The organism is Acinetobacter sp. YH12102 (genome assembly GCF_013419125.1).
GTDB lineage: Bacteria > Pseudomonadota > Gammaproteobacteria > Pseudomonadales > Moraxellaceae > Acinetobacter > Acinetobacter pseudolwoffii.
Window position 1 is genome coordinate 39,652 of record NZ_VPAS01000012.1, and the last position, 20,897, is coordinate 60,548.

34 protein-coding genes and 1 pseudogene are annotated in these 20,897 nt (G+C 44.6%); 29 read left to right on the forward strand and 6 right to left on the reverse strand.

Going from position 1 to position 20,897, the window contains the following annotated elements; all coding sequences use genetic code 11:
* Nucleotides 1-57 precede the first annotated feature (57 nt).
* Together FTU42_RS11615 and FTU42_RS11620 are read left to right on the forward strand one after the other, a co-directional pair.
* Nucleotides 58-930, forward strand: coding sequence for an acyl-CoA thioesterase II (locus FTU42_RS11615; protein WP_180076353.1), 873 nt, complete (start codon nucleotides 58-60; stop codon nucleotides 928-930).
* A 177-nt stretch (nucleotides 931-1,107) separates the two neighbouring features.
* Nucleotides 1,108-2,346 (forward strand): dicarboxylate/amino acid:cation symporter, encoded by a 1,239-nt coding sequence (locus FTU42_RS11620; RefSeq protein WP_034608350.1) that lies wholly within the window; start codon nucleotides 1,108-1,110, stop codon nucleotides 2,344-2,346.
* On the opposite strand, the gene FTU42_RS11625 is transcribed toward FTU42_RS11620, so the two are convergent.
* The 6 genes and pseudogenes from FTU42_RS11625 to FTU42_RS11645 form a co-directional block, all read right to left on the reverse strand.
* A complete protein-coding gene (locus tag FTU42_RS11625; protein ID WP_005168733.1) occupies nucleotides 2,343-2,762 on the reverse strand; it encodes a VOC family protein in 420 nt (139 codons plus the stop codon). The two genes, FTU42_RS11620 and FTU42_RS11625, sit on opposite strands and share 4 nt — an antisense overlap.
* A 231-nt stretch (nucleotides 2,763-2,993) precedes the next feature.
* Nucleotides 2,994-3,938, reverse strand: coding sequence for a ribosome biogenesis GTP-binding protein YihA/YsxC (gene yihA, locus FTU42_RS11630; protein ID WP_005168732.1), 945 nt, complete (start codon nucleotides 3,936-3,938; stop codon nucleotides 2,994-2,996).
* A gap of 88 nt (nucleotides 3,939-4,026) precedes the next feature.
* Nucleotides 4,027-4,479 carry an Rrf2 family transcriptional regulator gene (locus FTU42_RS11635; RefSeq protein WP_005094159.1) on the reverse strand — a complete coding sequence of 151 codons (453 nt, stop codon included), beginning with the start codon at nucleotides 4,477-4,479 and terminating at the stop codon, nucleotides 4,027-4,029.
* A gap of 89 nt (nucleotides 4,480-4,568) precedes the next feature.
* A complete protein-coding gene (hmpA, locus tag FTU42_RS11640) occupies nucleotides 4,569-5,780 on the reverse strand; it encodes an NO-inducible flavohemoprotein (RefSeq protein WP_005094157.1) in 1,212 nt (403 codons plus the stop codon).
* 436 nt (nucleotides 5,781-6,216) lie between these two features.
* Nucleotides 6,217-6,304: pseudogene (locus FTU42_RS15040) on the reverse strand (hypothetical protein); the annotation flags it as partial.
* A gap of 59 nt (nucleotides 6,305-6,363) precedes the next feature.
* Complete coding sequence (locus FTU42_RS11645; RefSeq protein WP_005094155.1) at nucleotides 6,364-7,566, reverse strand: PLP-dependent transferase; 1,203 nt, start codon at nucleotides 7,564-7,566, stop codon at nucleotides 6,364-6,366.
* Between the two features lie 161 nt (nucleotides 7,567-7,727).
* On the opposite strand from FTU42_RS11645, the gene FTU42_RS11650 reads away from it, so the two are divergent.
* From FTU42_RS11650 to rpsD, 27 genes are all read left to right on the forward strand, one after another.
* Nucleotides 7,728-8,489, forward strand: coding sequence for a type 1 glutamine amidotransferase (locus FTU42_RS11650; RefSeq protein ID WP_180083429.1), 762 nt, complete (start codon nucleotides 7,728-7,730; stop codon nucleotides 8,487-8,489).
* 246 nt (nucleotides 8,490-8,735) lie between these two features.
* Complete coding sequence (rpsJ, locus tag FTU42_RS11655; RefSeq protein WP_000070912.1) at nucleotides 8,736-9,047, forward strand: 30S ribosomal protein S10; 312 nt, start codon at nucleotides 8,736-8,738, stop codon at nucleotides 9,045-9,047.
* A 60-nt stretch (nucleotides 9,048-9,107) separates the two neighbouring features.
* Complete coding sequence (gene rplC, locus FTU42_RS11660; RefSeq protein WP_005094152.1) at nucleotides 9,108-9,746, forward strand: 50S ribosomal protein L3; 639 nt, start codon at nucleotides 9,108-9,110, stop codon at nucleotides 9,744-9,746.
* 11 nt (nucleotides 9,747-9,757) lie between these two features.
* On the forward strand, nucleotides 9,758-10,360 hold the full coding sequence (gene rplD / locus FTU42_RS11665) for a 50S ribosomal protein L4 (protein ID WP_180083430.1): 603 nt from the start codon (nucleotides 9,758-9,760) through the stop codon (nucleotides 10,358-10,360).
* Nucleotides 10,357-10,677, forward strand: a complete 321-nt coding sequence (rplW, locus tag FTU42_RS11670; RefSeq protein WP_005094149.1) for a 50S ribosomal protein L23 — start codon at nucleotides 10,357-10,359, stop codon at nucleotides 10,675-10,677. Before rplD ends, rplW begins: the two co-directional genes overlap by 4 nt.
* Nucleotides 10,678-10,688: 11 nt before the next feature.
* Nucleotides 10,689-11,513 (forward strand): 50S ribosomal protein L2, encoded by an 825-nt coding sequence (gene rplB, locus FTU42_RS11675; RefSeq protein ID WP_005094148.1) that lies wholly within the window; start codon nucleotides 10,689-10,691, stop codon nucleotides 11,511-11,513.
* A gap of 19 nt (nucleotides 11,514-11,532) precedes the next feature.
* Nucleotides 11,533-11,808 carry a 30S ribosomal protein S19 gene (gene rpsS / locus FTU42_RS11680; RefSeq protein ID WP_004281508.1) on the forward strand — a complete coding sequence of 92 codons (276 nt, stop codon included), beginning with the start codon at nucleotides 11,533-11,535 and terminating at the stop codon, nucleotides 11,806-11,808.
* A gap of 11 nt (nucleotides 11,809-11,819) precedes the next feature.
* Entirely contained in the window at nucleotides 11,820-12,149 is a 330-nt protein-coding gene (gene rplV / locus FTU42_RS11685; RefSeq protein WP_001982638.1) for a 50S ribosomal protein L22, read from the forward strand.
* Nucleotide 12,150: 1 nt separating this feature from the next.
* On the forward strand, nucleotides 12,151-12,903 hold the full coding sequence (gene rpsC / locus FTU42_RS11690) for a 30S ribosomal protein S3 (protein WP_004281507.1): 753 nt from the start codon (nucleotides 12,151-12,153) through the stop codon (nucleotides 12,901-12,903).
* A 3-nt stretch (nucleotides 12,904-12,906) separates the two neighbouring features.
* Entirely contained in the window at nucleotides 12,907-13,320 is a 414-nt protein-coding gene (gene rplP / locus FTU42_RS11695) for a 50S ribosomal protein L16 (protein ID WP_004281506.1), read from the forward strand.
* On the forward strand, nucleotides 13,320-13,517 hold the full coding sequence (gene rpmC, locus FTU42_RS11700; protein ID WP_004281505.1) for a 50S ribosomal protein L29: 198 nt from the start codon (nucleotides 13,320-13,322) through the stop codon (nucleotides 13,515-13,517). The genes rplP and rpmC overlap by 1 nt, the downstream gene beginning before the upstream one ends.
* The gene (gene rpsQ, locus FTU42_RS11705; protein WP_004281504.1) at nucleotides 13,514-13,771 is read left to right on the forward strand and encodes a 30S ribosomal protein S17; all 258 of its coding nucleotides are present in this window, start codon (nucleotides 13,514-13,516) and stop codon (nucleotides 13,769-13,771) included. Before rpmC ends, rpsQ begins: the two co-directional genes overlap by 4 nt.
* Nucleotides 13,772-13,862: 91 nt before the next feature.
* Nucleotides 13,863-14,231 carry a 50S ribosomal protein L14 gene (rplN, locus tag FTU42_RS11710; protein ID WP_005094147.1) on the forward strand — a complete coding sequence of 123 codons (369 nt, stop codon included), beginning with the start codon at nucleotides 13,863-13,865 and terminating at the stop codon, nucleotides 14,229-14,231.
* 9 nt (nucleotides 14,232-14,240) lie between these two features.
* Nucleotides 14,241-14,558, forward strand: coding sequence for a 50S ribosomal protein L24 (gene rplX, locus FTU42_RS11715; protein ID WP_004281502.1), 318 nt, complete (start codon nucleotides 14,241-14,243; stop codon nucleotides 14,556-14,558).
* 16 nt (nucleotides 14,559-14,574) lie between these two features.
* A complete protein-coding gene (gene rplE / locus FTU42_RS11720) occupies nucleotides 14,575-15,111 on the forward strand; it encodes a 50S ribosomal protein L5 (RefSeq protein ID WP_005094146.1) in 537 nt (178 codons plus the stop codon).
* 9 nt (nucleotides 15,112-15,120) lie between these two features.
* A complete protein-coding gene (rpsN, locus tag FTU42_RS11725; protein ID WP_004732275.1) occupies nucleotides 15,121-15,426 on the forward strand; it encodes a 30S ribosomal protein S14 in 306 nt (101 codons plus the stop codon).
* Between the two features lie 12 nt (nucleotides 15,427-15,438).
* On the forward strand, nucleotides 15,439-15,834 hold the full coding sequence (rpsH, locus tag FTU42_RS11730) for a 30S ribosomal protein S8 (RefSeq protein WP_005094144.1): 396 nt from the start codon (nucleotides 15,439-15,441) through the stop codon (nucleotides 15,832-15,834).
* A gap of 13 nt (nucleotides 15,835-15,847) precedes the next feature.
* A complete protein-coding gene (gene rplF / locus FTU42_RS11735) occupies nucleotides 15,848-16,381 on the forward strand; it encodes a 50S ribosomal protein L6 (RefSeq protein ID WP_004281498.1) in 534 nt (177 codons plus the stop codon).
* 14 nt (nucleotides 16,382-16,395) lie between these two features.
* On the forward strand, nucleotides 16,396-16,746 hold the full coding sequence (gene rplR / locus FTU42_RS11740) for a 50S ribosomal protein L18 (protein ID WP_004281497.1): 351 nt from the start codon (nucleotides 16,396-16,398) through the stop codon (nucleotides 16,744-16,746).
* A gap of 2 nt (nucleotides 16,747-16,748) precedes the next feature.
* Complete coding sequence (gene rpsE, locus FTU42_RS11745; RefSeq protein ID WP_004281496.1) at nucleotides 16,749-17,246, forward strand: 30S ribosomal protein S5; 498 nt, start codon at nucleotides 16,749-16,751, stop codon at nucleotides 17,244-17,246.
* Between the two features lie 6 nt (nucleotides 17,247-17,252).
* Nucleotides 17,253-17,429: a 50S ribosomal protein L30 gene (gene rpmD, locus FTU42_RS11750; RefSeq protein WP_005094139.1), complete on the forward strand. Its 177-nt coding sequence runs from the start codon at nucleotides 17,253-17,255 to the stop codon at nucleotides 17,427-17,429.
* A 3-nt stretch (nucleotides 17,430-17,432) separates the two neighbouring features.
* Entirely contained in the window at nucleotides 17,433-17,873 is a 441-nt protein-coding gene (gene rplO / locus FTU42_RS11755) for a 50S ribosomal protein L15 (protein WP_180001114.1), read from the forward strand.
* Between the two features lie 45 nt (nucleotides 17,874-17,918).
* Entirely contained in the window at nucleotides 17,919-19,238 is a 1,320-nt protein-coding gene (secY, locus tag FTU42_RS11760) for a preprotein translocase subunit SecY (protein WP_171063316.1), read from the forward strand.
* Between the two features lie 20 nt (nucleotides 19,239-19,258).
* A complete protein-coding gene (gene rpmJ, locus FTU42_RS11765) occupies nucleotides 19,259-19,375 on the forward strand; it encodes a 50S ribosomal protein L36 (protein ID WP_000867907.1) in 117 nt (38 codons plus the stop codon).
* A gap of 105 nt (nucleotides 19,376-19,480) precedes the next feature.
* Entirely contained in the window at nucleotides 19,481-19,837 is a 357-nt protein-coding gene (gene rpsM / locus FTU42_RS11770) for a 30S ribosomal protein S13 (RefSeq protein ID WP_004281492.1), read from the forward strand.
* 19 nt (nucleotides 19,838-19,856) lie between these two features.
* A complete protein-coding gene (rpsK, locus tag FTU42_RS11775; protein WP_004281491.1) occupies nucleotides 19,857-20,243 on the forward strand; it encodes a 30S ribosomal protein S11 in 387 nt (128 codons plus the stop codon).
* A 12-nt stretch (nucleotides 20,244-20,255) separates the two neighbouring features.
* Nucleotides 20,256-20,882, forward strand: coding sequence for a 30S ribosomal protein S4 (gene rpsD, locus FTU42_RS11780; protein ID WP_005094132.1), 627 nt, complete (start codon nucleotides 20,256-20,258; stop codon nucleotides 20,880-20,882).
* The last annotated feature ends 15 nt before the right edge of the window (nucleotides 20,883-20,897 follow it).

The following is a 20,897-nucleotide window of genomic DNA, read 5'->3' on the forward strand; positions in this document are numbered from 1 at the left end:
AATTATTTAGATCTGTTTTTCCATTTTGGGATATCTCCAATATTACGTAGGTTGCTTATGAATGCCTTAACACAGGAACTGGTCGAGCTGCTCAGCTTGGAAAAGTTAGAAGAAAACATTTTTCGGGGAATCAGCCGTAATCTGGTGGGCAAGCGCGTGTTTGGTGGGCAGGTTTTAGGGCAGGCACTCCGCGCTGCGTCTTATACCACAGACCGTCCGGCACACTCGTTACATGCCTATTTTCTGTTTGGCGGAGATGTCAACGCACCGATTATTTATGAAGTGGATCGTATCCGTGACGGCAAGAGCTTTGTCAGCCGTCAAGTACGTGCGATTCAGCATGGTCGCACTATTTTTATGTGTATGGTGTCTTTTGCGCATCAGGAAGAAGGTCTCAATTACCAGATTTCAGAGCCGGAATATCCGCCAGCAGAAAGCCTGAAAAATGAAGCAGAACTGATCAAACAAATGATTGAGTTTATTCCGGAAAATGTCCGTGCGTCCTTCACCCGTGATCGTCATGTCGAGATCCGCCCGATCAATCCGCAAAACCCCTTTCAGCCTCAGCCGGAAGCGCCGTCTTATGCGCACTATATCCGCACCCATGACCGAATTGCTGTAGAAGTGGATCAGATTTCTTTGCATCAGGCGATTGCCGCTTTCTATTCAGACTTTACCTTGATGACCACGGCACTGCGTCCACATGGTCTGAGTTATATTTCGCCAAGCCTGCAATGTGCCAGTATTGACCATGCCATGTACTTCCATAAGCCATTTCGTGCCGATGAATGGATGCTATATGACATGGATGCCACCCAGAGCGCCAGCTCACGCGGTCTGAATTTTGGACGGATGTGGCAGAATGGCGAACTGGTCTGTAGTACCACGCAGGAAGGGCTGATCCGCTTACGTGAAATCGAAACCCAATAATTTTTATATTTTTTGCTCAAAAAGCCGAATCCCAGATTCGGTTTTTTTGTTTTTAATTCGCAGAACAATCATTATTTGAGATCTTGTTCTAGGCACGCGTTTATAAAATATTACTCGATTCTGTAGAATCGGCATGGCATAGTGCCGCTTAAGATCTATATTAAAATGCATGAAAAGATGAGCTTAAATACGCAAATTTTAATTGCCGCCGTATTGGGGGTGCTGTTTGGATTTTTACTCACGATATTTCCGCAGACCTCATTTTTTGATGTCAGTTTATACGGCATCGGCATCGTCAGCAGTGTTTTTATCGGCTTATTAAAAATGCTGTTGGTTCCGCTAATTTTTACGTCGATTGTGGTCGGGGTATCCAATCTGCAGGCAGGCGGACAACTGAATCGCACCTGGAAAATCACCCTGATGTGCTGTGTGACCACAACGACTTTGGCACTCATTTTAGGTCTGGCCTGTGCACATCTGTTTGATGTCGGCAAGGGTGTCGATGTACTGATGTTCCAGGATGCCATGGCGCAGCATCAGACTCCGGACACCTTAACGCCATCTTCTTTCTTTACCAATTTTATCCAAAATACCCTGATCAATCCGTTTAAGGCATTTTCAGATGGCAATGTCCTGGCGGTGGTGGTCTTTGCCTTGTTTGTCGGTGTGGCACTGGTCGCAGGCGGAGATAAATTCCGTACCGTGCGCAAGTTGAGTCACCAGTTTTTTGAAATCATGATGTTGATGATTGGCTGGGTGATGAAACTGGCACCTTTCGGTATTTTTGCTTTATTGGCCAAGCTGATCGCGACTGAGGATATTTCGGTACTCAGTCGTCTGGCTGAATTTGCGGCCGTGGTCACTGGAACCACCATTTTCCATGGCATCGTGGTATTGCCTTTATTGCTGTGGATTTTTGGCAAGATGGATCCGATCACGTTCTTTAAAGGCACACGCGCTGCTTTAATTACCGCATTTGCCACCAGTTCCAGTTCGGCCACCATGCCACTGTCAATGAAATGTGCGCAGGAAAATCTGGGCGTACGTCCGCATACGGCAGGTTTTGTGATTCCACTGGGAACACAGCTGAATATGGATGGCACAGCTCTTTATGAGGCAGCCGCCGCCTTGTTTATTGCCAATTTAATGGGGCTGGATCTGAGTTTAGGGCAACAGCTGGTGGTCTGTGCCACGGCAATGATTGCATCCTTAGGCGCACCTGGGATTCCAAGCGCTGGCATGGTCACCATGATTATGGTGTTGCAATCTGTGGGATTGCCTGCCGAGGCGATTGCGATTTTATTGCCGATCGACCGTTTACTGGATACGGTACGTACCGTGGTGAATGTGCAGGGCGATATGATGATCAGTGTGGTGGTAGACCGGCATACCCGTGAACCTGAAGCGCCGGTTTAATCTTTATCTAAGTCCGGATTCCAGACAATTTCCCAGAGATGACCATTGGGATCCTGAAAATAACCAGCATATCCGCCATAAAAGGTGGTGTGTGCAGCTTTGATAATTTTAGCGCCCGCACGTTCAGCCAGTACCATGATCTGGTCAACCTCTAATGGACTATAGACATTATGTCCCAGCGCCATTTGGGTTGGGCAGATCGGACTCAATTCAAGACCGGTATCTTGCTGAAGGCTGCGCTGCGGCCATAAGGCAAGCTTAAGACCGGATTGCAGTTGAATAAACGCCACCGCACCATATTCAAATTCCTGCCCCATAATTCCGTCGCTTTTAAAGCCTAAACCCTCACAATAAAATTGCAATGACTGTTCTATGTCCTGAACAGCCAGCGTAATCACAGAGATAGATGGTTTCATAATGGGTGCCTGATCTAAGGCTGATCAAGATTTATTCTAATATGAATCAGGATTTAATCACTAAGTAAACAATGCAGTCTTCATGTAAAAACAGGTAAATCTGATCAATCCGGCGCTGCTATCACTTGGCCAGCTTGGCATAGCGAAAATCAGCCTAGAAAAAAACCTCCGTTATGCGACATAACGGAGGTTTTTAATTTAAATCAATCAATCAAATATTTTGTCATTTGATTATTCAGCTGAGCGTTTATTCTGGTTCAGCTCATCTGCTGCTTTAAGTTCTGACTGATCCTGCTCAAGTAATTCAAGCGGTTCTTCAGCTTCATTTAAGTCATGCGGTGAAACCTCACCAATAGCAGTTGCATCAGACCCAGAGTCGAGTTCAACTGGTTCATCGAATTGATTTAGATCATGAGCCGATACTTCCGGAATACTGTCCAAATCAAATTGAGTTGATTGATCTAAAGTGAAATTCAGACGGCCGCCCATGACGCTGGCCAGTTCTTCAAGTCCCTCTTTGTTCATAGAGGAGAACAATTGAATCGAGAAGTCCAGTTTCATTTTTTTTAATGCGGCTTTGACTTCTTGAAGCGCTTTAGAGGCAGGGCCACGATTCAGCTTATCTGATTTGGTCAAAAGAACATGCACAAACAAATGACGTGAATAAGCCCATTCCAGCATCATCACATCAAAGTGTTGTAGCGGATGACGAATATCCATCAACAGCACCAAGCCCTGTAAGCTTTTGCGATGAATCAGATAATTTTCCAGTTCTTTTTGCCAAACAATTTTCATCGCCTCTGGTACGGCAGCATAGCCATAGCCTGGTAAATCGACCAGACGCTGATCTGGATTACCCAAGCTAAAAAAGTTAATCATCTGGGTGCGGCCGGGTCTTTTTGATGCACGTGCCAACTGTTTCTGGTTGGTCAGGGCATTAATCGCACTGGATTTACCGGCATTGGAGCGACCGGCAAAAGCAATTTCATAGCCTGTATCTTCTACACAAAGACTGAGTTTTGGTGCACTCATTAAAAATTCGGCTTTGCGTAGCCAGTTGAGTGAGCGCACAGAATATTCAGTAATAGCAGAATCAACTTTTTTCTCGTAGCTGATCTTTTGCTTGGGTGCATGGGCTGTCTTACTGTTTTTGGATTTTCCTCTGCTGTGGTGCATAACTCAACTTCAATAAATGATCTACAAAGAAACATTATAAAGGAAGTCGCACAGGCAAGCGAACTTTGCTTTGCAATGCTATTGCAACTTAATCCATCAGGTTAATTAAACCGATTGGAGAAACAGTACTAAAATGAGATTGGTTAGATGGGGTGAGCACATCGGCCAGGGTATATTGGTTCAGGCTTTGGTAAAACTGTTCCAGCGCATGGTCGAGAATACCTTTTAAACCACAATTGCTACGCAGTACGCAGGGTGGGGTATTACATTCGACAATCACATGATTTTCACCCTGCAAGCTAAGCACGATCTCACCGAGTTTTAGATTTAGTGTAGTAGGATTTAAGCGGATGCCGCCGCCTTTACCGCGTGTGGCAATAATCCAGTCTTGTTTCGACATGAAATGCACAATCTTCATTAAATGATTTTGTGACACATACAAATCTCGCGCAATTTCCGCAATCGTATACGGCGTATCTCGCGGCTGGGAGATGTACATTAAAATACGCAAAGCATAGTCGGTAAATTTGTTTAATTGCATGATCGCACTAATATCTTTAAGAATTAAATAGATAAGGGCTAGTCTAGCATAACCAGACTAGCCCCACCTATTCAGCTTGAAGCGAGGGCTTAGTGGTGAACCCCACCTGTACCAAATGCTTCACTATGAATATTTTCAGCAGGAATACCGCGGGCAACGAGTGCTTTTTGCTGTTCTGCCATAAATGGCATTGGGCCGCAAAGGTAGTAATCGGCATTGACTGGTAACAGCGCTGCATCAACTGTACTCAGATCCAGACGACCTGCTACATCATAATCCTCACCCAGTTTGTCAGCTTGATGTGGAAATTCATAAGCAGTAAGGGTGCTTAAGCGCGGATATTTTGCTTTCAGGTCATGAATATGCTGGTGCATCGCATGAACCTGTTTGCTACGGCAAGCATGGATAAAGGTCACAGGTTGTGGCATATCCAGAGTCACCAGCTGGTTCAGCATCGCGATCATTGGCGTCAGGCCAACACCACCACTGATAAACACATTACGTTTAGCTGGATCGATCAGGTAGAAGTTACCTGTTGGTGCAGATACTTCAATTTCTGAACCTTCCGGCAAACCATGTAGAGTGTTAGACACCCAACCTGCAACTTGATCTGCGCCATTGCCCGGTTCACGTTTAACTGAAATACGCAAATAGTCTGCTTGAGGGCTGGTTGAAAGCGTATATTGACGCGGCTGTTTTAAGCCGAGTTCTTCTACGAATACACGAACTGAAATATATTGACCCGCTTCATATTTCGGTAAATCGCCACCATCTACCGGTTGTAGATAGATTGAAGTAATCTCGTCACTTTCTACTACTTTTCGGGCAATTTTGAAATTGCGCCAGCCTAACCAGCTACCTTTGGTTTGCTGATGCTGCTCATAGATCGTTTTTTCAGTGCTGATGAACAAGTCAGCCAATTGACCATAAGCTGTAGCCCAAGCATCAATTAATGGATCTTCCATCGGGATGCTTAATACTTCACTAATAGAATGCAGCAGGTTTTCACCCACAATATTATAGTCTGGCGCTTGAATGTTTAAGCTCACGTGTTTATGCGCGATCAGCTCAACCACAGGTAAAAGTACAGATGGGTCTTCAATATTTTCGGCATAGGCCAATACAGCGCCGGCAAGAGCTTGCGCCTGTGCACCACTGCGTTGGTGACCCATATTAAACGTTTCTTTAAGGGCAGGGTTGTTGCCTAACATGCGGTTATAAAAATAGCCCGTGAGTGCCACACCATTTTCGCGGAGTACAGGCACTGTTGCTTTTACAAGGTCAATTTGCTGCGGAGTCATGTTTGATCTCTCATGGCTGTTTATTTATAAGATGTATTTAAAATACATCTTAAAGCATGCCTTGTAAATACATCTTTTAATAAAACCATAAAAAAATTATGGGATATCTGAATATCCCATAATTTTAAAAATCTTGATAGGAATAAATCGTGCTATTTTCACTGAAAAAGCAGTCATGAAACTCGCGGACAATTCTCCCCGGTATCATCTCCGAGCCTGCGTGCGCAGTTTGATAAATCGATCAGTATCTTTTATGAACTTTTTAGGTTGCCTAAGTCGCGTGTTCTAATTCCTTTTGTTGCTCACCGGTTAGAGGTCACTGTTCCTTGGCTTGCTGTTTTGCAAATTCTGCTTGTTTGGCATTTTTTTGAGGTTCGGCCACTTGGGTTTTGCAGCATTTCAAAAGCACTATTCCGATCGACACTCTGTTCATAAATAAGAGTGACTGTTTTTTTAGTTTCAGTTAAACCGACAAGCAGACCATGCCGACTGGTAAGCTGTGAGCATAAGACAATGTCTTGCATGGTATTTGTGGTTTTTTAGTAATACCAAATAGTGTTCACCTAACTTTTCCTATTGTTTATCATTCATTTTTAGGCTTTTTCATGTGTTCTAGGGCGTACTGGATATCTTGAATCAAATCTTGCGGATGTTCCAGTCCGATACAGAAACGAACCAGAAAGCCATGTTTTAAATGTGAATGTTCCAGTACACGCATGTCTTTTAAGTTATAGAGCATGACCAGGCTGACAGGACCACCCCAGCTAAAGCCGAGCTTAAACAGGTTTAAGCTGTCACAGAAATTGCGAATATCTTGCAGCTTATAAGAATGATCAAAAATCACGCTAACCAGGCCGGCACTTTGACCTGTCTTACAAATATCTTTCCAGTATTGATGTCCAGCGCAATCTGGATCGGCTGGATGTAAAACTTGAACAAGCTCAGTTTGCTGTTTGAGCCACTTCATTAAAGTCAGTGCGCTTTCGGACTGATGCTGATAACGCAGTTGCATCGAAGCCAGACTGCGTTGTACCTGCGCCACATCATCACCAGAAACACTAATGCCCTGAATGGCATGGGTACGGAACAGTTTGTGATGCAGGGTTTTATCTCGTGTAACAACTGAGCCCATCAAGATGTCGCCACCACCGCTTGGATATTTGGTCAGGGCATGAACCGTGATATCGACACTTAAATGCTCTTCGCCAAAATCAAAAGCATTAAAAGCCAGACCTGCGCCCCAGGTATTATCCAGCGCCGTCAAAATATGATGTGCCTGGGCTTTTTTGATTAAACCGACCAGATCTGGAAACTCCAGTGTGACTGAACCGGCTGCTTCCAGCCAAAGCAGTTTTGCTTTTTCACTTGGTGTAAAGGTTTCGACCTCAAGCGGGTTATACACTTTGACCGCAATGCCATAACGCGTTTCCAGATTGCGCAGATGTTCCATGTTTGGGCCATAGATGTTATCGGCAACCCAGACTTCATCACCTTGGCTCAAGAAACAAGAATTCACCAGGTTAATGGCGGATAAACCGCTCGGCGCAAGTAGGCAGTATTCACCGCCTTCAATTTGCGCGATGTTATCGCCTAAGGTAAATGTCGTGGGTGTGCCATGGGTGCCGTAGCTATAGTCATAAGCATCGGTCCAGTGGCGATTAAATAGCGCATCAGTATTCTCAAAAATAATGGTCGATGCACGAAACAGGGGAGGTTGAACCGTAGAAATGGATTGAGGGGCTTTTCGTGGTGCATGAATCAGGGTGGTTTGAGCGTTTTTTTTCACGTGAATGCCCTTAAATGTAATCAAATATTACCTTAGCTTAAGAGAATCTGTGACTTACTGCCAGTTCGGTTGTGAATTGTTAAAAAAATTGGTCCTTGAAAAAAGTTGGCTTCATTTTTGCAAAACCTAAAACTATCTAGCTAAAAAATAGGTTGAGGAGCATGAAGTCGCATTTAAAAGTGCATTATTTTCAGCATATTGCTGGTGAAGGCTATGGTAGTTGTCATGAGTTTTTAAAGCAGTATCAGGCGTACATTAGTGCGACTGAGTTTTTTGCTTTACCGTTGGATCGTCCTTTAGAGATTGAGGCTTTGCCAAGGGTTGAGGACGTCGATTTACTGATCATCATGGGCGGAACCATGAGTGTCAATGATGAGGCGAATTTCCCTTGGTTAAAGATAGAGAAACGCTGGTTGCGTCGTTATCTGTCACATGGCAAACCGGCAATCGGTTTATGCCTGGGTGGACAATTGATTGCCAATGCATTGGGGGCGGGCGTCAGTCGTAATCCTGAGCAGGAATTGGGCTGGGCCACGGTACACAAGGTAGCCAATCTACCGCAAGAATGTTTTAGCTTGCCCGAACAGTTCAATATTCTGCAATGGCATAGTGAAAGCTTTGAAATACCCAAAGGGGCAGTGCATCTGGCAGAAAACCAAGCCTGTCGTAATCAGATGTACCAGTTGGGCAAAAATGTGCTCGGTTTTCAGTTTCATCCAGAGAGTACCCCAGAAACCCTGTCTTTATTTTTGGAAGATGAGGAGCAGCTTGCACAATTTTCAGGAAAATATGTTCAGGATCTCTCTGAATTAAAAAAGAGCCATAAAAATAAGTTTGTTGAAGGAAATCAGATATTAAATCGAGCTATAGAATATGTCTTGGCGAAAACTGCCCCGCATTCAGAAAATAAACTCTTGTTTTAGGGGGTAAATTGAAAACTTGGATAAAACCATAAAAGGGATTTGCTTATGCATTAAACAATGGCTATAATAAGCGACCCTTCGATAGGAAGGGGGTTAACTGCGAATAAAGTAGTTAACTATCGTTACAGTCGTGGCATCGATCACGACCTTAGTGATATTTCACTGCTCTTGACACTTACCCGTATTAAAGTGGGGTGAGATGCGTCAGGAGTGATTCTTTATATATTTGGCTTGGAGTTTACTGGTATGTCTAACCAGAGAATTCGTATCCGTCTTAAGTCTTTTGATCATCGCCTGATTGATCAATCTGCTCAAGAAATCGTAGAAACCGCAAAACGTACTGGCGCACAAGTGTGTGGTCCAATTCCAATGCCAACACGCATTGAACGTTTTAACGTTTTAACATCTCCACACGTAAACAAAGACGCGCGTGACCAGTACGAAATTCGTACTTACAAGCGTTTGATCGACATCGTTCAACCTACAGACAAAACTGTAGATGCATTGATGAAGTTAGATCTTGCAGCTGGTGTTGATGTTCAGATCGCATTGGGTTAAGGCTTTCGGGTTAATTAACACTCTAAGTTAATTAGGCCGCTTTTTTAGAGGTTTATGCACATGGCTATTGGTTTAGTCGGTCGCAAGTGCGGTATGACACGTATCTTTACAGATGCTGGTGTTTCTGTGCCTGTTACAGTGATTGAGGTTGATCCTAACCGCATCACTCAAATCAAAACGCTTGAAACTGATGGTTATCAAGCGATTCAAATCACTACTGGTGAACGTCGCGAATCTCGCGTAACTAACGCTCAGAAAGGCCACTTTGCGAAAGCAGGTGTTGCAGCTGGTCGTCTAGTTCAAGAATTCCGCGCTACAGAAGCTGATCTTGAAGGTCGTGAAGTTGGTGGTACGCTTACCGTTGAATTGTTCCAGGTTGGTCAAGTTGTTGACGTAACTGGTCAATCTAAAGGTAAAGGTTTCCAAGGTGGTGTTAAGCGTTGGAACTTCCGTACGCAAGATGCAACTCACGGTAACTCGCTTTCTCACCGTGTTTTAGGTTCTACTGGTCAAAACCAGACTCCTGGTCGCGTATTCAAAGGCAAAAAAATGGCTGGCCATTTAGGTGCTGAACGCGTAACTACACAGGGTCTTGAGATCGTTGCTATCGACACAGAACGTTCAGTTCTTGTTGTTAAAGGCGCGGTTCCTGGTGCTACTGGTGGCGACGTAATCGTTCGTCCTACGATCAAGGCCTGAGGGGAAATAACGTGAATTTAAATACTGTTTCCGGCTCTGCTGTTGAATTATCAGAAGTTGCGTTCGGTCGTGAATTTAATGAAGCTCTTGTTCACCAAGTGGTTACAGCTTATTTAGCTGGTGGCCGTCAAGGTTCAAAAGCTCAGAAATCACGTGCAGACGTTTCTGGCGGTGGCCGCAAGCCATTCCGTCAAAAAGGTACTGGCCGTGCTCGTGCTGGTTCTATTCGTAGCCCAATCTGGGTTGGCGGTGGTAAAACTTTTGCTGCTCGTCCACAAGACTGGTCTCAAAAAGTAAACCGTAAAATGTACCGCGGTGCTATGCAATGCATCATGGCTGAACTTGTTCGTCAAGATCGCCTAATTTTAGTTGATGAGTTTGCTGTTGCAGCTCCAAAAACTAAAGAATTGCTTGCAAAGCTTAACAACTTGAATGCAACTCGTGCATTGATCGTTACCGATGCTGTTGATGAGAACTTGTATCTTGCTGCACGCAATATTCCACACGTAGATGTGGTTGATGCTGCTGCAATCGATCCTGTTAGCTTGATTGCGTTCGACAAAGTTGTTATGTCTGTAGCTGCTGCTAAGAAAATTGAGGTAGAACTCGGATGAACAACGAACGTATCTATCAAGTCCTGCAAGGACCTGTATTCTCAGAAAAAGCACAAGTTTTAGGTGAAACTGCTGGTGTTCAAGTGTTTAAAGTTGCTATCAATGCAAACAAGCTTGAAATCAAAAAAGCAGTGGAACAACTCTTTGGTGTAGAAGTTGTTAAAGTTAACACGACTATCACTAAAGGTAAGTCTAAACGCTTTGGTAAAACATTAGGACGTCGTTCTGATGTTAAAAAAGCATACGTCACCCTGAAAGCTGGCCAAGATGTTGAAATGGCTGACTTGGGCGATACCGCTGAAAGCACAGCGGAATAAGGACGAGAATTATGCCTATTCAAAAATGTAAGCCAACGTCTCCAGGACGTCGCTTTGTAGAGAAAGTGGTTCATGATCACCTTCACAAAGGCGCACCGTACTCTCCGTTGGTTGAAGCTAAAAAACGTACTGGCGGCCGTAACAACAACGGTCACATCACGACTCGTCACGTTGGTGGCGGTCATAAGCAGCACTACCGTCTAGTTGACTTTAAACGTAACAAAGATGGTATTCCTGCAACTGTAGAGCGTATCGAATACGATCCTAACCGTACTGCACACATTGCACTTGTATTGTATGCTGATGGTGAACGTCGTTATATCATCGCTCCTAAAGGCCTTCGCGCTGGCGATAAAGTACAGTCTGGTAACGATGCTCCAATTCGTCCAGGTAACTGCTTGCCGCTTCGCAACATGCCAATCGGTTCTACTCTTCACAACATCGAACTTAAAATCGGTAAAGGCGCGCAGATTGCTCGTTCAGCTGGTACTTCAGTTCAGCTGTTGGGTCGTGACGGTTCTTACGCTATCGTTCGTCTACGTTCAGGCGAGATGCGTAAAATTCACGTTGAATGTCGCGCTGTGTTAGGTGAAGTATCTAACTCGGAAAGCAACCTTCGTTCGCTTGGTAAAGCTGGTGCATCGCGCTGGCGTGGTGTTCGTCCTACCGTTCGTGGTATGGCAATGAACCCGGTTGACCATCCGCACGGTGGTGGTGAAGGGCGTAACAAAGGTATTCAACCTGTAAGCCCATGGGGTCAAAAAGCTAAAGGGTACAAGACACGTACCAATAAGCGTACGACTAAGATGATCATTCGCGACCGTCGCGTTAAGTAACAAGTAAAGGAATCTGACAATGCCTCGTTCTCTGAAAAAAGGCCCATTCGTCGATGCGCACTTGTTCGCTAAGGTTGAAGCGGCTATCGCGGCTAATAACCGTAAGCCGATCAAAACTTGGTCGCGTCGTTCGATGATCCTACCGGATTTTGTTGGTTTAACAATTTCTGTACACAATGGCCGTAACCACGTTCCTGTGATCGTTTCTGAACACATGGTTGGTCACAAGCTTGGTGAATTTGCACCAACTCGTACCTATCGCGGTCACGGTGTTGACAAGAAATCTAAACGTTAATGGGTGCTATGATGGAAGTAACTGCTAAATTACGCGGTGCCGCTATCTCGGCACAAAAAGCTCGTTTGGTTGCAGATCTTATCCGCGGCAAATCTGTTGCGCACGCGCTTAACATCCTTAACTTCAGCAACAAAAAAGCTGCAGTTCTAGTTAAGAAAGCGTTGGAATCTGCGATTGCAAACGCTGAACACAATAACAGTTTAGATGTAGACGACCTTAAAGTTTCTACGATCTACGTTGATGAAGGCATGAGCCTGAAACGTATTATGCCACGTGCTAAAGGCCGTGCAGATCGTATTACTAAGCGTACTTGTCACATCACCGTTAAGGTAGGGGTTTGATATGGGTCAGAAGGTTCATCCAATCGGTATCCGCCTAGGTGTTGTGAAACGTCATAACGCTAACTGGTATGCGAATCCGAAACAATACGCTGAATACTTGCTTAAAGATCTTCAAGTTCGTGAGTTTTTAATCAAAAAACTTAAAAACGCGATGATCAGCAACATTCTTATCGAACGTCCTACAGGCGCTGCTAAAGTAACTATTAGCACTGCTCGTCCTGGTATCGTAATCGGTAAAAAAGGCGAAGATATTGAGAAATTACAACGCGAATTAACATCTATCATGGGTGTTCCTGCGCAAGTAAGTATCAATGAAATTGATCGTCCAGACTTAGACGCGCGTCTAGTTGCTGAAGCAATCGCTTCTCAATTGGAAAAACGTGTAATGTTCCGTCGTGCTATGAAGCGTGCGGTACAAAACACAATGCGTGCTGGTGCTAAAGGTATCAAAGTAGAAGTTTCAGGCCGTTTAGGTGGTGCTGAGATTGCTCGTACTGAGTGGTATCGTGAAGGTCGTGTACCTCTACATACGCTTCGTGCAGATATCGACTATGCGACTATGCGTGCTGAGACTACTTACGGTACGATTGGTGTTAAAGTTTGGATCTTCCGTGGTGAGATCTTGGGCGGCATGAAACAAGTCATGAACCCAGCTCCAGCAGAAGAACGTCCAGCTAAACGCGGTCGTGGTCGTGGTGAAGGTCAAGAGCGTCGTGGTCGTCGCAATGATCGTTCTGCTGAAAAAGGAGAATAATCCATGTTGCAACCTAAGCGTACTAAATTCCGTAAAGTGCAGAAAGGCCGTAACACTGGTCTAGCACACCGCGGTAGCACAGTATCTTTCGGTACTATTGCACTTAAATCAGTTGAACGTGGTCAAATGACTGCGCGTCAAATTGAAGCAGCGCGTCGTACAATTAGCCGTCGTATTAAGCGTGGTGGTAAGATCTTTATCCGTGTATTCCCGGACAAACCGATTACTTCTAAGCCGCTTGAAGTGCGTATGGGTAAAGGTAAAGGTTCTGTGGAATATTGGGTTTGCCAAATCAAACCAGGTAAAGTCTTGTACGAAATTGATGGTGTTAACGAAGAATTGGCTCGCGAAGCGTTTACGCTTGCAGCAGCTAAGCTTCCGTTTAAAACCGCTATCGTGACTCGGACGGTAATGTAATGAAAACTAAAGATCTACGTGAAAAGTCGGTAGAAGAGTTGACAGCTTTGCTTGATGAGCAACAGCTTAACCAATTCCGTCTTCGTATGGCGAAAGCAACTGGTCAATTGGGTAAATCGCATGAAGTTGCACTTACTCGTCAGACGATTGCTCGTATTAAGACCCTCCTTACCGAAAAACAGGGGAACGGACAATGAGTGATAAAACAGTCCGCACGTTAACTGGCAAAGTTGTAAGCGACAAGATGGATAAATCTATCGTTGTTCTTATTGAACGCCAAGTTCAACACCCGTTGTATGGCAAATTAATCCGCCGTTCAACAAAATTACATGCTCATGATGAGAACAACACAGCGAAAGCTGGTGATGTTGTAACCATTAAAGAAAGCCGCCCAATTTCTAAAACTAAGTCTTGGACTCTAGTTGAAGTTGTTGAAGCAGCTGCTGAGTAATTAACGTTCTTGTTGCATCATCGGTCAATTTCGAGTACTCTTTGAGCCTTTCGAAATTTCGACCGGTGTTGCTCGGTTTTGGAGTAGGGCAATGATTCAGACCGAAACTATGCTCGACGTAGCAGACAACAGTGGTGCACGCCGCGTACAATGTATTAAAGTACTTGGTGGCTCGCATCGTCGTTATGCTTCTGTTGGCGACATTATTAAAGTTACTGTAAAAGAAGCAATTCCACGCGCACGTGTTAAAAAAGGTGACGTGATGAATGCAGTTGTGGTTCGTACAAAATTCGGTATCCGTCGTGCAGACGGTTCAGTGATTCGTTTCGACGATAACGCTGCTGTTATTTTGAACACCAACAAAGCGCCGATTGCAACTCGTATTTTCGGACCAGTGACTCGTGAACTTCGTACTGAACAGTTCATGAAAATTATTTCATTGGCTCCTGAAGTTCTATAAGAGGCGATCATGGCTAAGATTAAAAAAGGCGATCAAGTAATTGTGATCGCAGGTAAAGAAAAAGGCAAACAGGGTACTGTTCTGTCTGTTTCTAATGACCGTGTTAAGGTTGAAGGCCTTAACTTGGTGAAGAAGCACCAAAAGCCGAACCGTGCTACAGGCGCTGAAGGTAGCGTTGTAACTCAGGAAGCTTCGCTTCATATTTCAAACGTGGCAGTTTTTAATGCTACAACCCAAAAGGCTGACCGTGTTGGTTACCAAGTGATTGATGGCGTGAAAACTCGCGTATTCAAATCAAATGGTGAATCAGTGGCGGTAGCGAAGTAATAGGTTGATATAGGCCATGGCCAGACTTAAAACACGTTACAATGACGAACTTAAAGCTCAGTTATTAGAGACTTTAGGCGTTAAAAATGTGATGGAAATTCCTCGCATCACTAAAATCACGATCAACATGGGTGTTGGCGCAGCTGCTGCTGACAAAAAACTCCTTGATGGTGCTCTTTCAGATATGCAAGCTATCGCTGGTCAAAAACCAGTACTTACGTTAGCTCGTAAATCAATCGCTGGTTTTAAAATCCGTGATGGTTGGCCGATCGGTTGTAAAGTTACTTTACGCGGCGAACGTATGTACGAATTCTTAGACCGTTTGATCTCGATTGCGATCCCTCGTATCCGTGACTTCCGTGGTTTCTCTGCGAAATCATTCGACGGTCGTGGTAACTACTCAATGGGTCTTAAGGAACAGATCATGTTCCCTGAAATCGATTTTGACAAGATTGATCGTATTCGTGGTATGGATATTACCATTACTACGACTGCTCGCACCGATGACGAAGGCCGTGCGCTTATGCGTGCATTCGGCTTCCCGTTCAAATAAGAGGTCGATATGGCTAAGAAAGGTATGATTAATCGCGAATTGAAACGCGAAGCTACTGTTGCTAAATACGCTGCAAAACGTGCTGAATTAAAAGCTGTTATTGCAAACGTAAATGCATCAGACGAAGAACGTTTCGAAGCGATGATGAAATTGCAAGCATTACCACGTAATGCATCTCCAGTACGTCTACGTAACCGTTGTGGTTTAACTGGTCGTCCGCATGGCTATTTCCGTAAGTTCGGCTTAAGCCGTAACAAATTACGTGAAACAGTAATGCAAGGTGATGTACCTGGCGTTGTTAAGGCAAGCTGGTAAGGAGCACTATAAATGAGTATGCAAGATACCGTTGCCGACATGCTAACACGTGTTCGTAACGCACAAATGGCGAAGAAACAAACTGTTTCTATGCCTAATTCTAAGTTGAAAGTTGCAATTGCTAACTTACTTCAACAAGAAGGTTACATTTCTAACGTAGAAGTTGCGGAAGCTGAAGGCAAACCAACTTTAACAATTACGTTAAAATATTTTGAAGGCAAGCCAGTGATTGACACTGTGAAACGCGTAAGCCGTCCAGGTCTACGTCAGTATCGCGGTAAAGATGCACTTCCAAGCGTTAAGCAAGGTTTAGGTATTGCAATTGTTTCTACAAGCAAAGGCATCATGACTGATCGCGCTGCACGTGCTGCAGGCGTTGGTGGTGAAGTTATTGCTTTTGTTTCTTAATAGGTGATTCCTCATGTCTCGTGTGGCTAAAGCCCCAGTAACTGTACCGAATGGTGTAACAGTTACTCAGAACGGCCGGCAGGTCGAAGTGAAAGGCACTAAAGGTACATTGTCTTTCAACCTGCATGCGCTGGTCGAGCTTAAACAGGAAGACGGTATTCTGGCTATTGCTCCAGTACAAGAGTCGAAAGACGCTTGGATGCAAGCTGGTACTGCTCGCGCTGTGCTTAACAACCTTGTAAAAGGTGTTAGCGAAGGTTTCGAACGTAAGTTACAGCTTATCGGTGTTGGTTATAAAGCTGCGGTTAAAGGTGATGTTGTTCATCTTAACCTTGGTTTCTCTCACCCGATCGATTATGCACTTCCTGCAGGTGTAACTGCTGAAACTCCAACTGCAACTGAAATCGTACTTAAATCTGCTGACAAAGCAGCTTTAGGTCAGGTTGCTGCAGATATCCGTGGTTACCGTCCACCAGAGCCGTATAAAGGCAAAGGTGTTCGTTATTCTGACGAAGTTGTACTTCGTAAAGAAGCTAAGAAGAAATAAGGCGCGAGGTTCTTATGAACGAAAAGAAACAATCCCGTTTGCGTCGTGCGAAAAGCACACGCTTGCACATCCGTGCATTGGGTGCGACTCGTTTGTGTGTAAACCGCACTCCGCGTCACATCTATGCTCAAGTTATCTCTGCAGATGGTGGCAAAGTATTAGCGCAAGCTTCTACTTTAGACGCTACTCTACGTGCAGGTACAACTGGTAACGTTGAAGCAGCTCAAAAAGTAGGTGCTTTAATCGCAGAACGCGCTAAAGCAGCTGGTGTTACTAAAGTTGCATTTGACCGTTCTGGTTTTAAATATCATGGTCGTATCAAAGCCTTGGCTGATGCTGCTCGTGAAAACGGCTTGGAGTTCTAATCATGGCTAAAGTTGAACAAAACGAAGGTCTTGTTGAAAAGCTGGTTGCCGTTGATCGTGTAGCCAAAGTTGTTAAGGGTGGTCGTATCTTCTCTTTCACAGCATTAACTGTTGTGGGTGATGGTAATGGTCGCGTAGGTTTTGGTCGTGGTAAAGCACGTGAAGTTCCAGCTGCTATCTCTAAAGCACTTGAAGCTGCTCGTCGCAACATGATTACTGTTGACCTTGTTGATGGTACGTTACAGCACCCAATTCATGCACGTCATGGCGCTAGTCGCGTATTCATGCAGCCTGCCTCTGAAGGTACAGGCGTAATTGCTGGTGGCGCTATGCGTGCAGTTCTAGAAGCTGTAGGTGTACGTAACGTTTTGACTAAATGCCGTGGTTCTACTAACGCTGCTAACGTAGTTAACGCAACTTTCAACGGTTTGCGTGATATGACTACTCCTGAGAAGGTTGCTGCGAAACGTGGTCTTTCAGTAGAACAAATTCAAGGGTAATCAATCATGAAAACGATTAAAGTTACCCAGACTAAATCTGCATCGCACCGCTTGAAAAATCATAAGCTGAGCCTGCAAGGTTTAGGTCTGCGTCGTATTGGTCATACTGTAGAAGTGCAAGATACGCCTTCTAACCGTGGTATGATCAACCAAGTCTACTATATGGTTAGTGTAGAGGAATAAGCCATGACTCTGCGTTTAAATACAATTGCACCTGCAGAAGGTGCTAAACGTGACAACCTTCGTGTAGGCCGTGGTATCGGTTCTGGCGTTGGTAAGACCGGTGGCCGTGGTGTCAAGGGTCAAAACTCACGTAAGAGCGGTGGTACTCGTCCAGGTTTCGAAGGCGGTCAAACAGCACTTTATCGTCGTTTGCCTAAATTCGGCTTCACTAGCCAATTGGCTTTGAAAACTGCTGAAGTACGTTTATCTGAGCTTGCTAAAGTTGAAGGCGACATCGTGTCTCTAGAAACTTTAAAAGCGGCGAACGTTGTACGTAAAGACATGATCCGTGCTCGTATCGTACTTTCTGGTGAAATTACTCGTGCATTCACTGTTCAAGGTGTTGCATTGACTAAAGGCGCTAAAGCTGCTATTGAAGCTGCTGGCGGCAAAGTCGAGGAGTAATCCCCAGTGTCTATGACTCCTAGTTCTTCAGGTCATGTCAACATGATGAAAGGCCAACCATTTCATGTGAAATACCGTGAAATTATTCGTCGAATGATGTTTCTCATTGGTGCGTTGTTGGTGTTTCGGCTAGGAGCGCATATTCCAGTACCGGGCATCAATAATGCGGCCCTAGAAAACCTGTTTAATGCAAACCAAGGTACTATCCTTGGTTTGTTTAACATGTTTTCCGGTGGTGCATTAGAACGAATGTCTATTCTTGCTCTTGGGATCATGCCCTACATTTCTGCATCGATTATCGTGCAGCTGATGTCGACAGTGGTTCCTTCGCTGGAAGCTTTGAAAAAAGAAGGCGAGCAAGGCAAACGTAAAATAAATCAATACACACGACAAGGCACATTATTTCTGGCGCTTGTACAAGCGATCGGGATGTGTGCAGGCTTGATCAGTCAGGGGATTACCCTGAATACTGGTTTGGCTTTTTATATTCCTGCAGTAACCTCATTGGTTGCGGGAACCATGTTCTTGATGTGGTTGGGTGAGCAGATTACCGAACGTGGGGTGGGGAATGGTATTTCCATGATCATCTTCGCGGGTATTGTTGCCGGATTGCCTAATTTAATTATGCAATCTTTGTCATCTGTAGATAATGGCCAGACCAGCCTGATTGGCTTGGTAATTTTTGGTCTGTTGTCTCTGGGTGTTTTGGCAGCCATCGTGTTTATCGAGAAAGCGCAACGTCGTATTCCGGTCAACTATGCTCAAAAACAACAAGGTCGTCGTGTATTTACTGCACAGCAGACACATTTGCCATTGAAAATTAATATGGCGGGTGTGATTCCGGCAATTTTTGCCAGCTCATTGCTGTTGTTCCCTGCGAGCTTAGGCCAGTGGGTGGGTAGTGCAGATCCGAATGCCGGATTTATTCAGCGTAGCCTGCAAGATGTAGCATTGGTATTGTCGCCTGGTCAGCCGTTGTATTTGGTGCTCTTTGGTGCGTTAATTATCTTTTTCTGTTACTTCTATACAGCACTGGTATTTAGTCCTAAAGAAGTGTCAGAGAACTTGAAACGCAGCGGAGCTTATGTGCCTGGTATACGTCCAGGTGAGCAAACTGCTCGTTACTTAGATCATATTCTCAGTCGTTTGACATTTATTGGCGCGATTTACATCACCGTCATTTGTTTGATGCCGATGGTGTTGCAAAGTTCATTTGGTATTCCATTCTATTTGGGTGGTACTTCTTTGCTGATTGTTGTGGTAGTAGTGATGGACTTTATGGCTCAGCTGCAGTCACACCTCACCTCGCACCAGTATGATAATCAAACGTTAATGAGAAAAACGACAGCTCATCCTAAGGGATAAGCGCACTTAGAGGTTTCATCATGAAAGTACAAGCTTCTGTTAAGAAAATTTGTGGTAGCTGTAAAGTTATCCGTCGTAATGGGGTTATCCGCGTAATTTGTAGCGCAGAACCTCGTCATAAGCAGCGTCAAGGTTAATCTGATTAAGACCTGTTGATTTCTGTAGGCAAATTGGGTTATTATCCGCCCCTCAAGATTTTTGTGGGGCGGTTGATTATCTACTGCCTTTTTGGAGAAAATTGAATGGCTCGTATTGCCGGTGTAAACATTCCGGATAACAAGCACGCTGTTATCTCTCTAACGTATATCTTTGGTATTGGTCGCCATACTTCAAAAGCTATTTTAGCTGCTGCGGGTATTGCTCCAACGACTAAGATCCGTGAATTAGATGACGCTCAGCTTGATGCGATTCGTGCAGAAGTTGCTAAGGTTCCGACCGAAGGTGATTTACGTCGCGAAATTTCCATGAACATTAAACGTTTAATGGATTTAGGCTGCTATCGCGGTCTTCGTCATCGTCGCAGCTTGCCTGTCCGCGGTCAACGCACCAAAACTAACGCTCGTACCCGTAAAGGTCCGCGCAAACCTATTAAGAAATAAGATTTCTGGAAGCTAAAAGATGGCTAAAGATACTCGCGCACGCAAGAAGGTCACTCGTACCGTCTCTGAAGGTGTCGCACACATTCACGCTTCTTTTAATAACACCATTGTGACTATTACCGATCGTCAAGGTAATGCACTGGCTTGGGCCACTTCAGGTGGACAAGGCTTCCGTGGATCACGTAAATCAACTCCGTTCGCTGCTCAGGTAGCTGCTGAAGTTGCTGGTAAAGCTGCTTTAGACTACGGTTTGAAAAACTTGGACGTCCTTGTAAAAGGTCCTGGTCCTGGTCGTGAATCTGCGGTTCGTGCTTTAGGTGCAGTGGGTTATAAAATTAACAGCATTACCGATGTGACGCCAATCCCGCACAACGGTTGCCGTCCACCTAAAAAACGTCGCGTGTAAGGAGAAACATTCATGGCTCGTTATATTGGTCCAAAATGCAAACTCTCTCGCCGCGAAGGGACAGACCTGCAACTTAAATCAGGCGTTAAACCGTTTGATGTAAAAACTAAAAAACACGCTAAAGCTCCTGGCCAACATGGTGGAGCTCGTGGCGGTAAACAGTCTGAGTACTCACTACAATTACGTGAAAAACAAAAAGTACGTCGTATGTACGGTGTTTTAGAGCGTCAATTTAGTAACTACTACAAAGAAGCTGCTCGTGTTAAAGGCGCAACTGGTGAAAACTTGTTGAAGCTACTTGAAAGCCGTCTTGATAACGTTGTTTATCGTATGGGTTTCGGTTCTACTCGCGCAGAAGCTCGTCAGTTAGTATCTCACCGCAGCATCACTTTGAATGGCCGTCGTGTTAACATTGCGTCTATCCAAGTTAAAGCGGGTGATGTGATCGCAGTTCACGAAGGCGCTAAACAACAATTACGTATCAAAAACGCAATTGAATTAGCAACTCAACGTGGCATGCCTTCTTGGATGGAAATCGACCATTCTAAATTAGAAGGTACGTTCAAAGCTGCACCGGATCGTTCTGATTTACCTGCTGAAATCAACGAAAGCTTGATTGTAGAATTGTATTCTAAATAATCCTTGAGGAAGCAA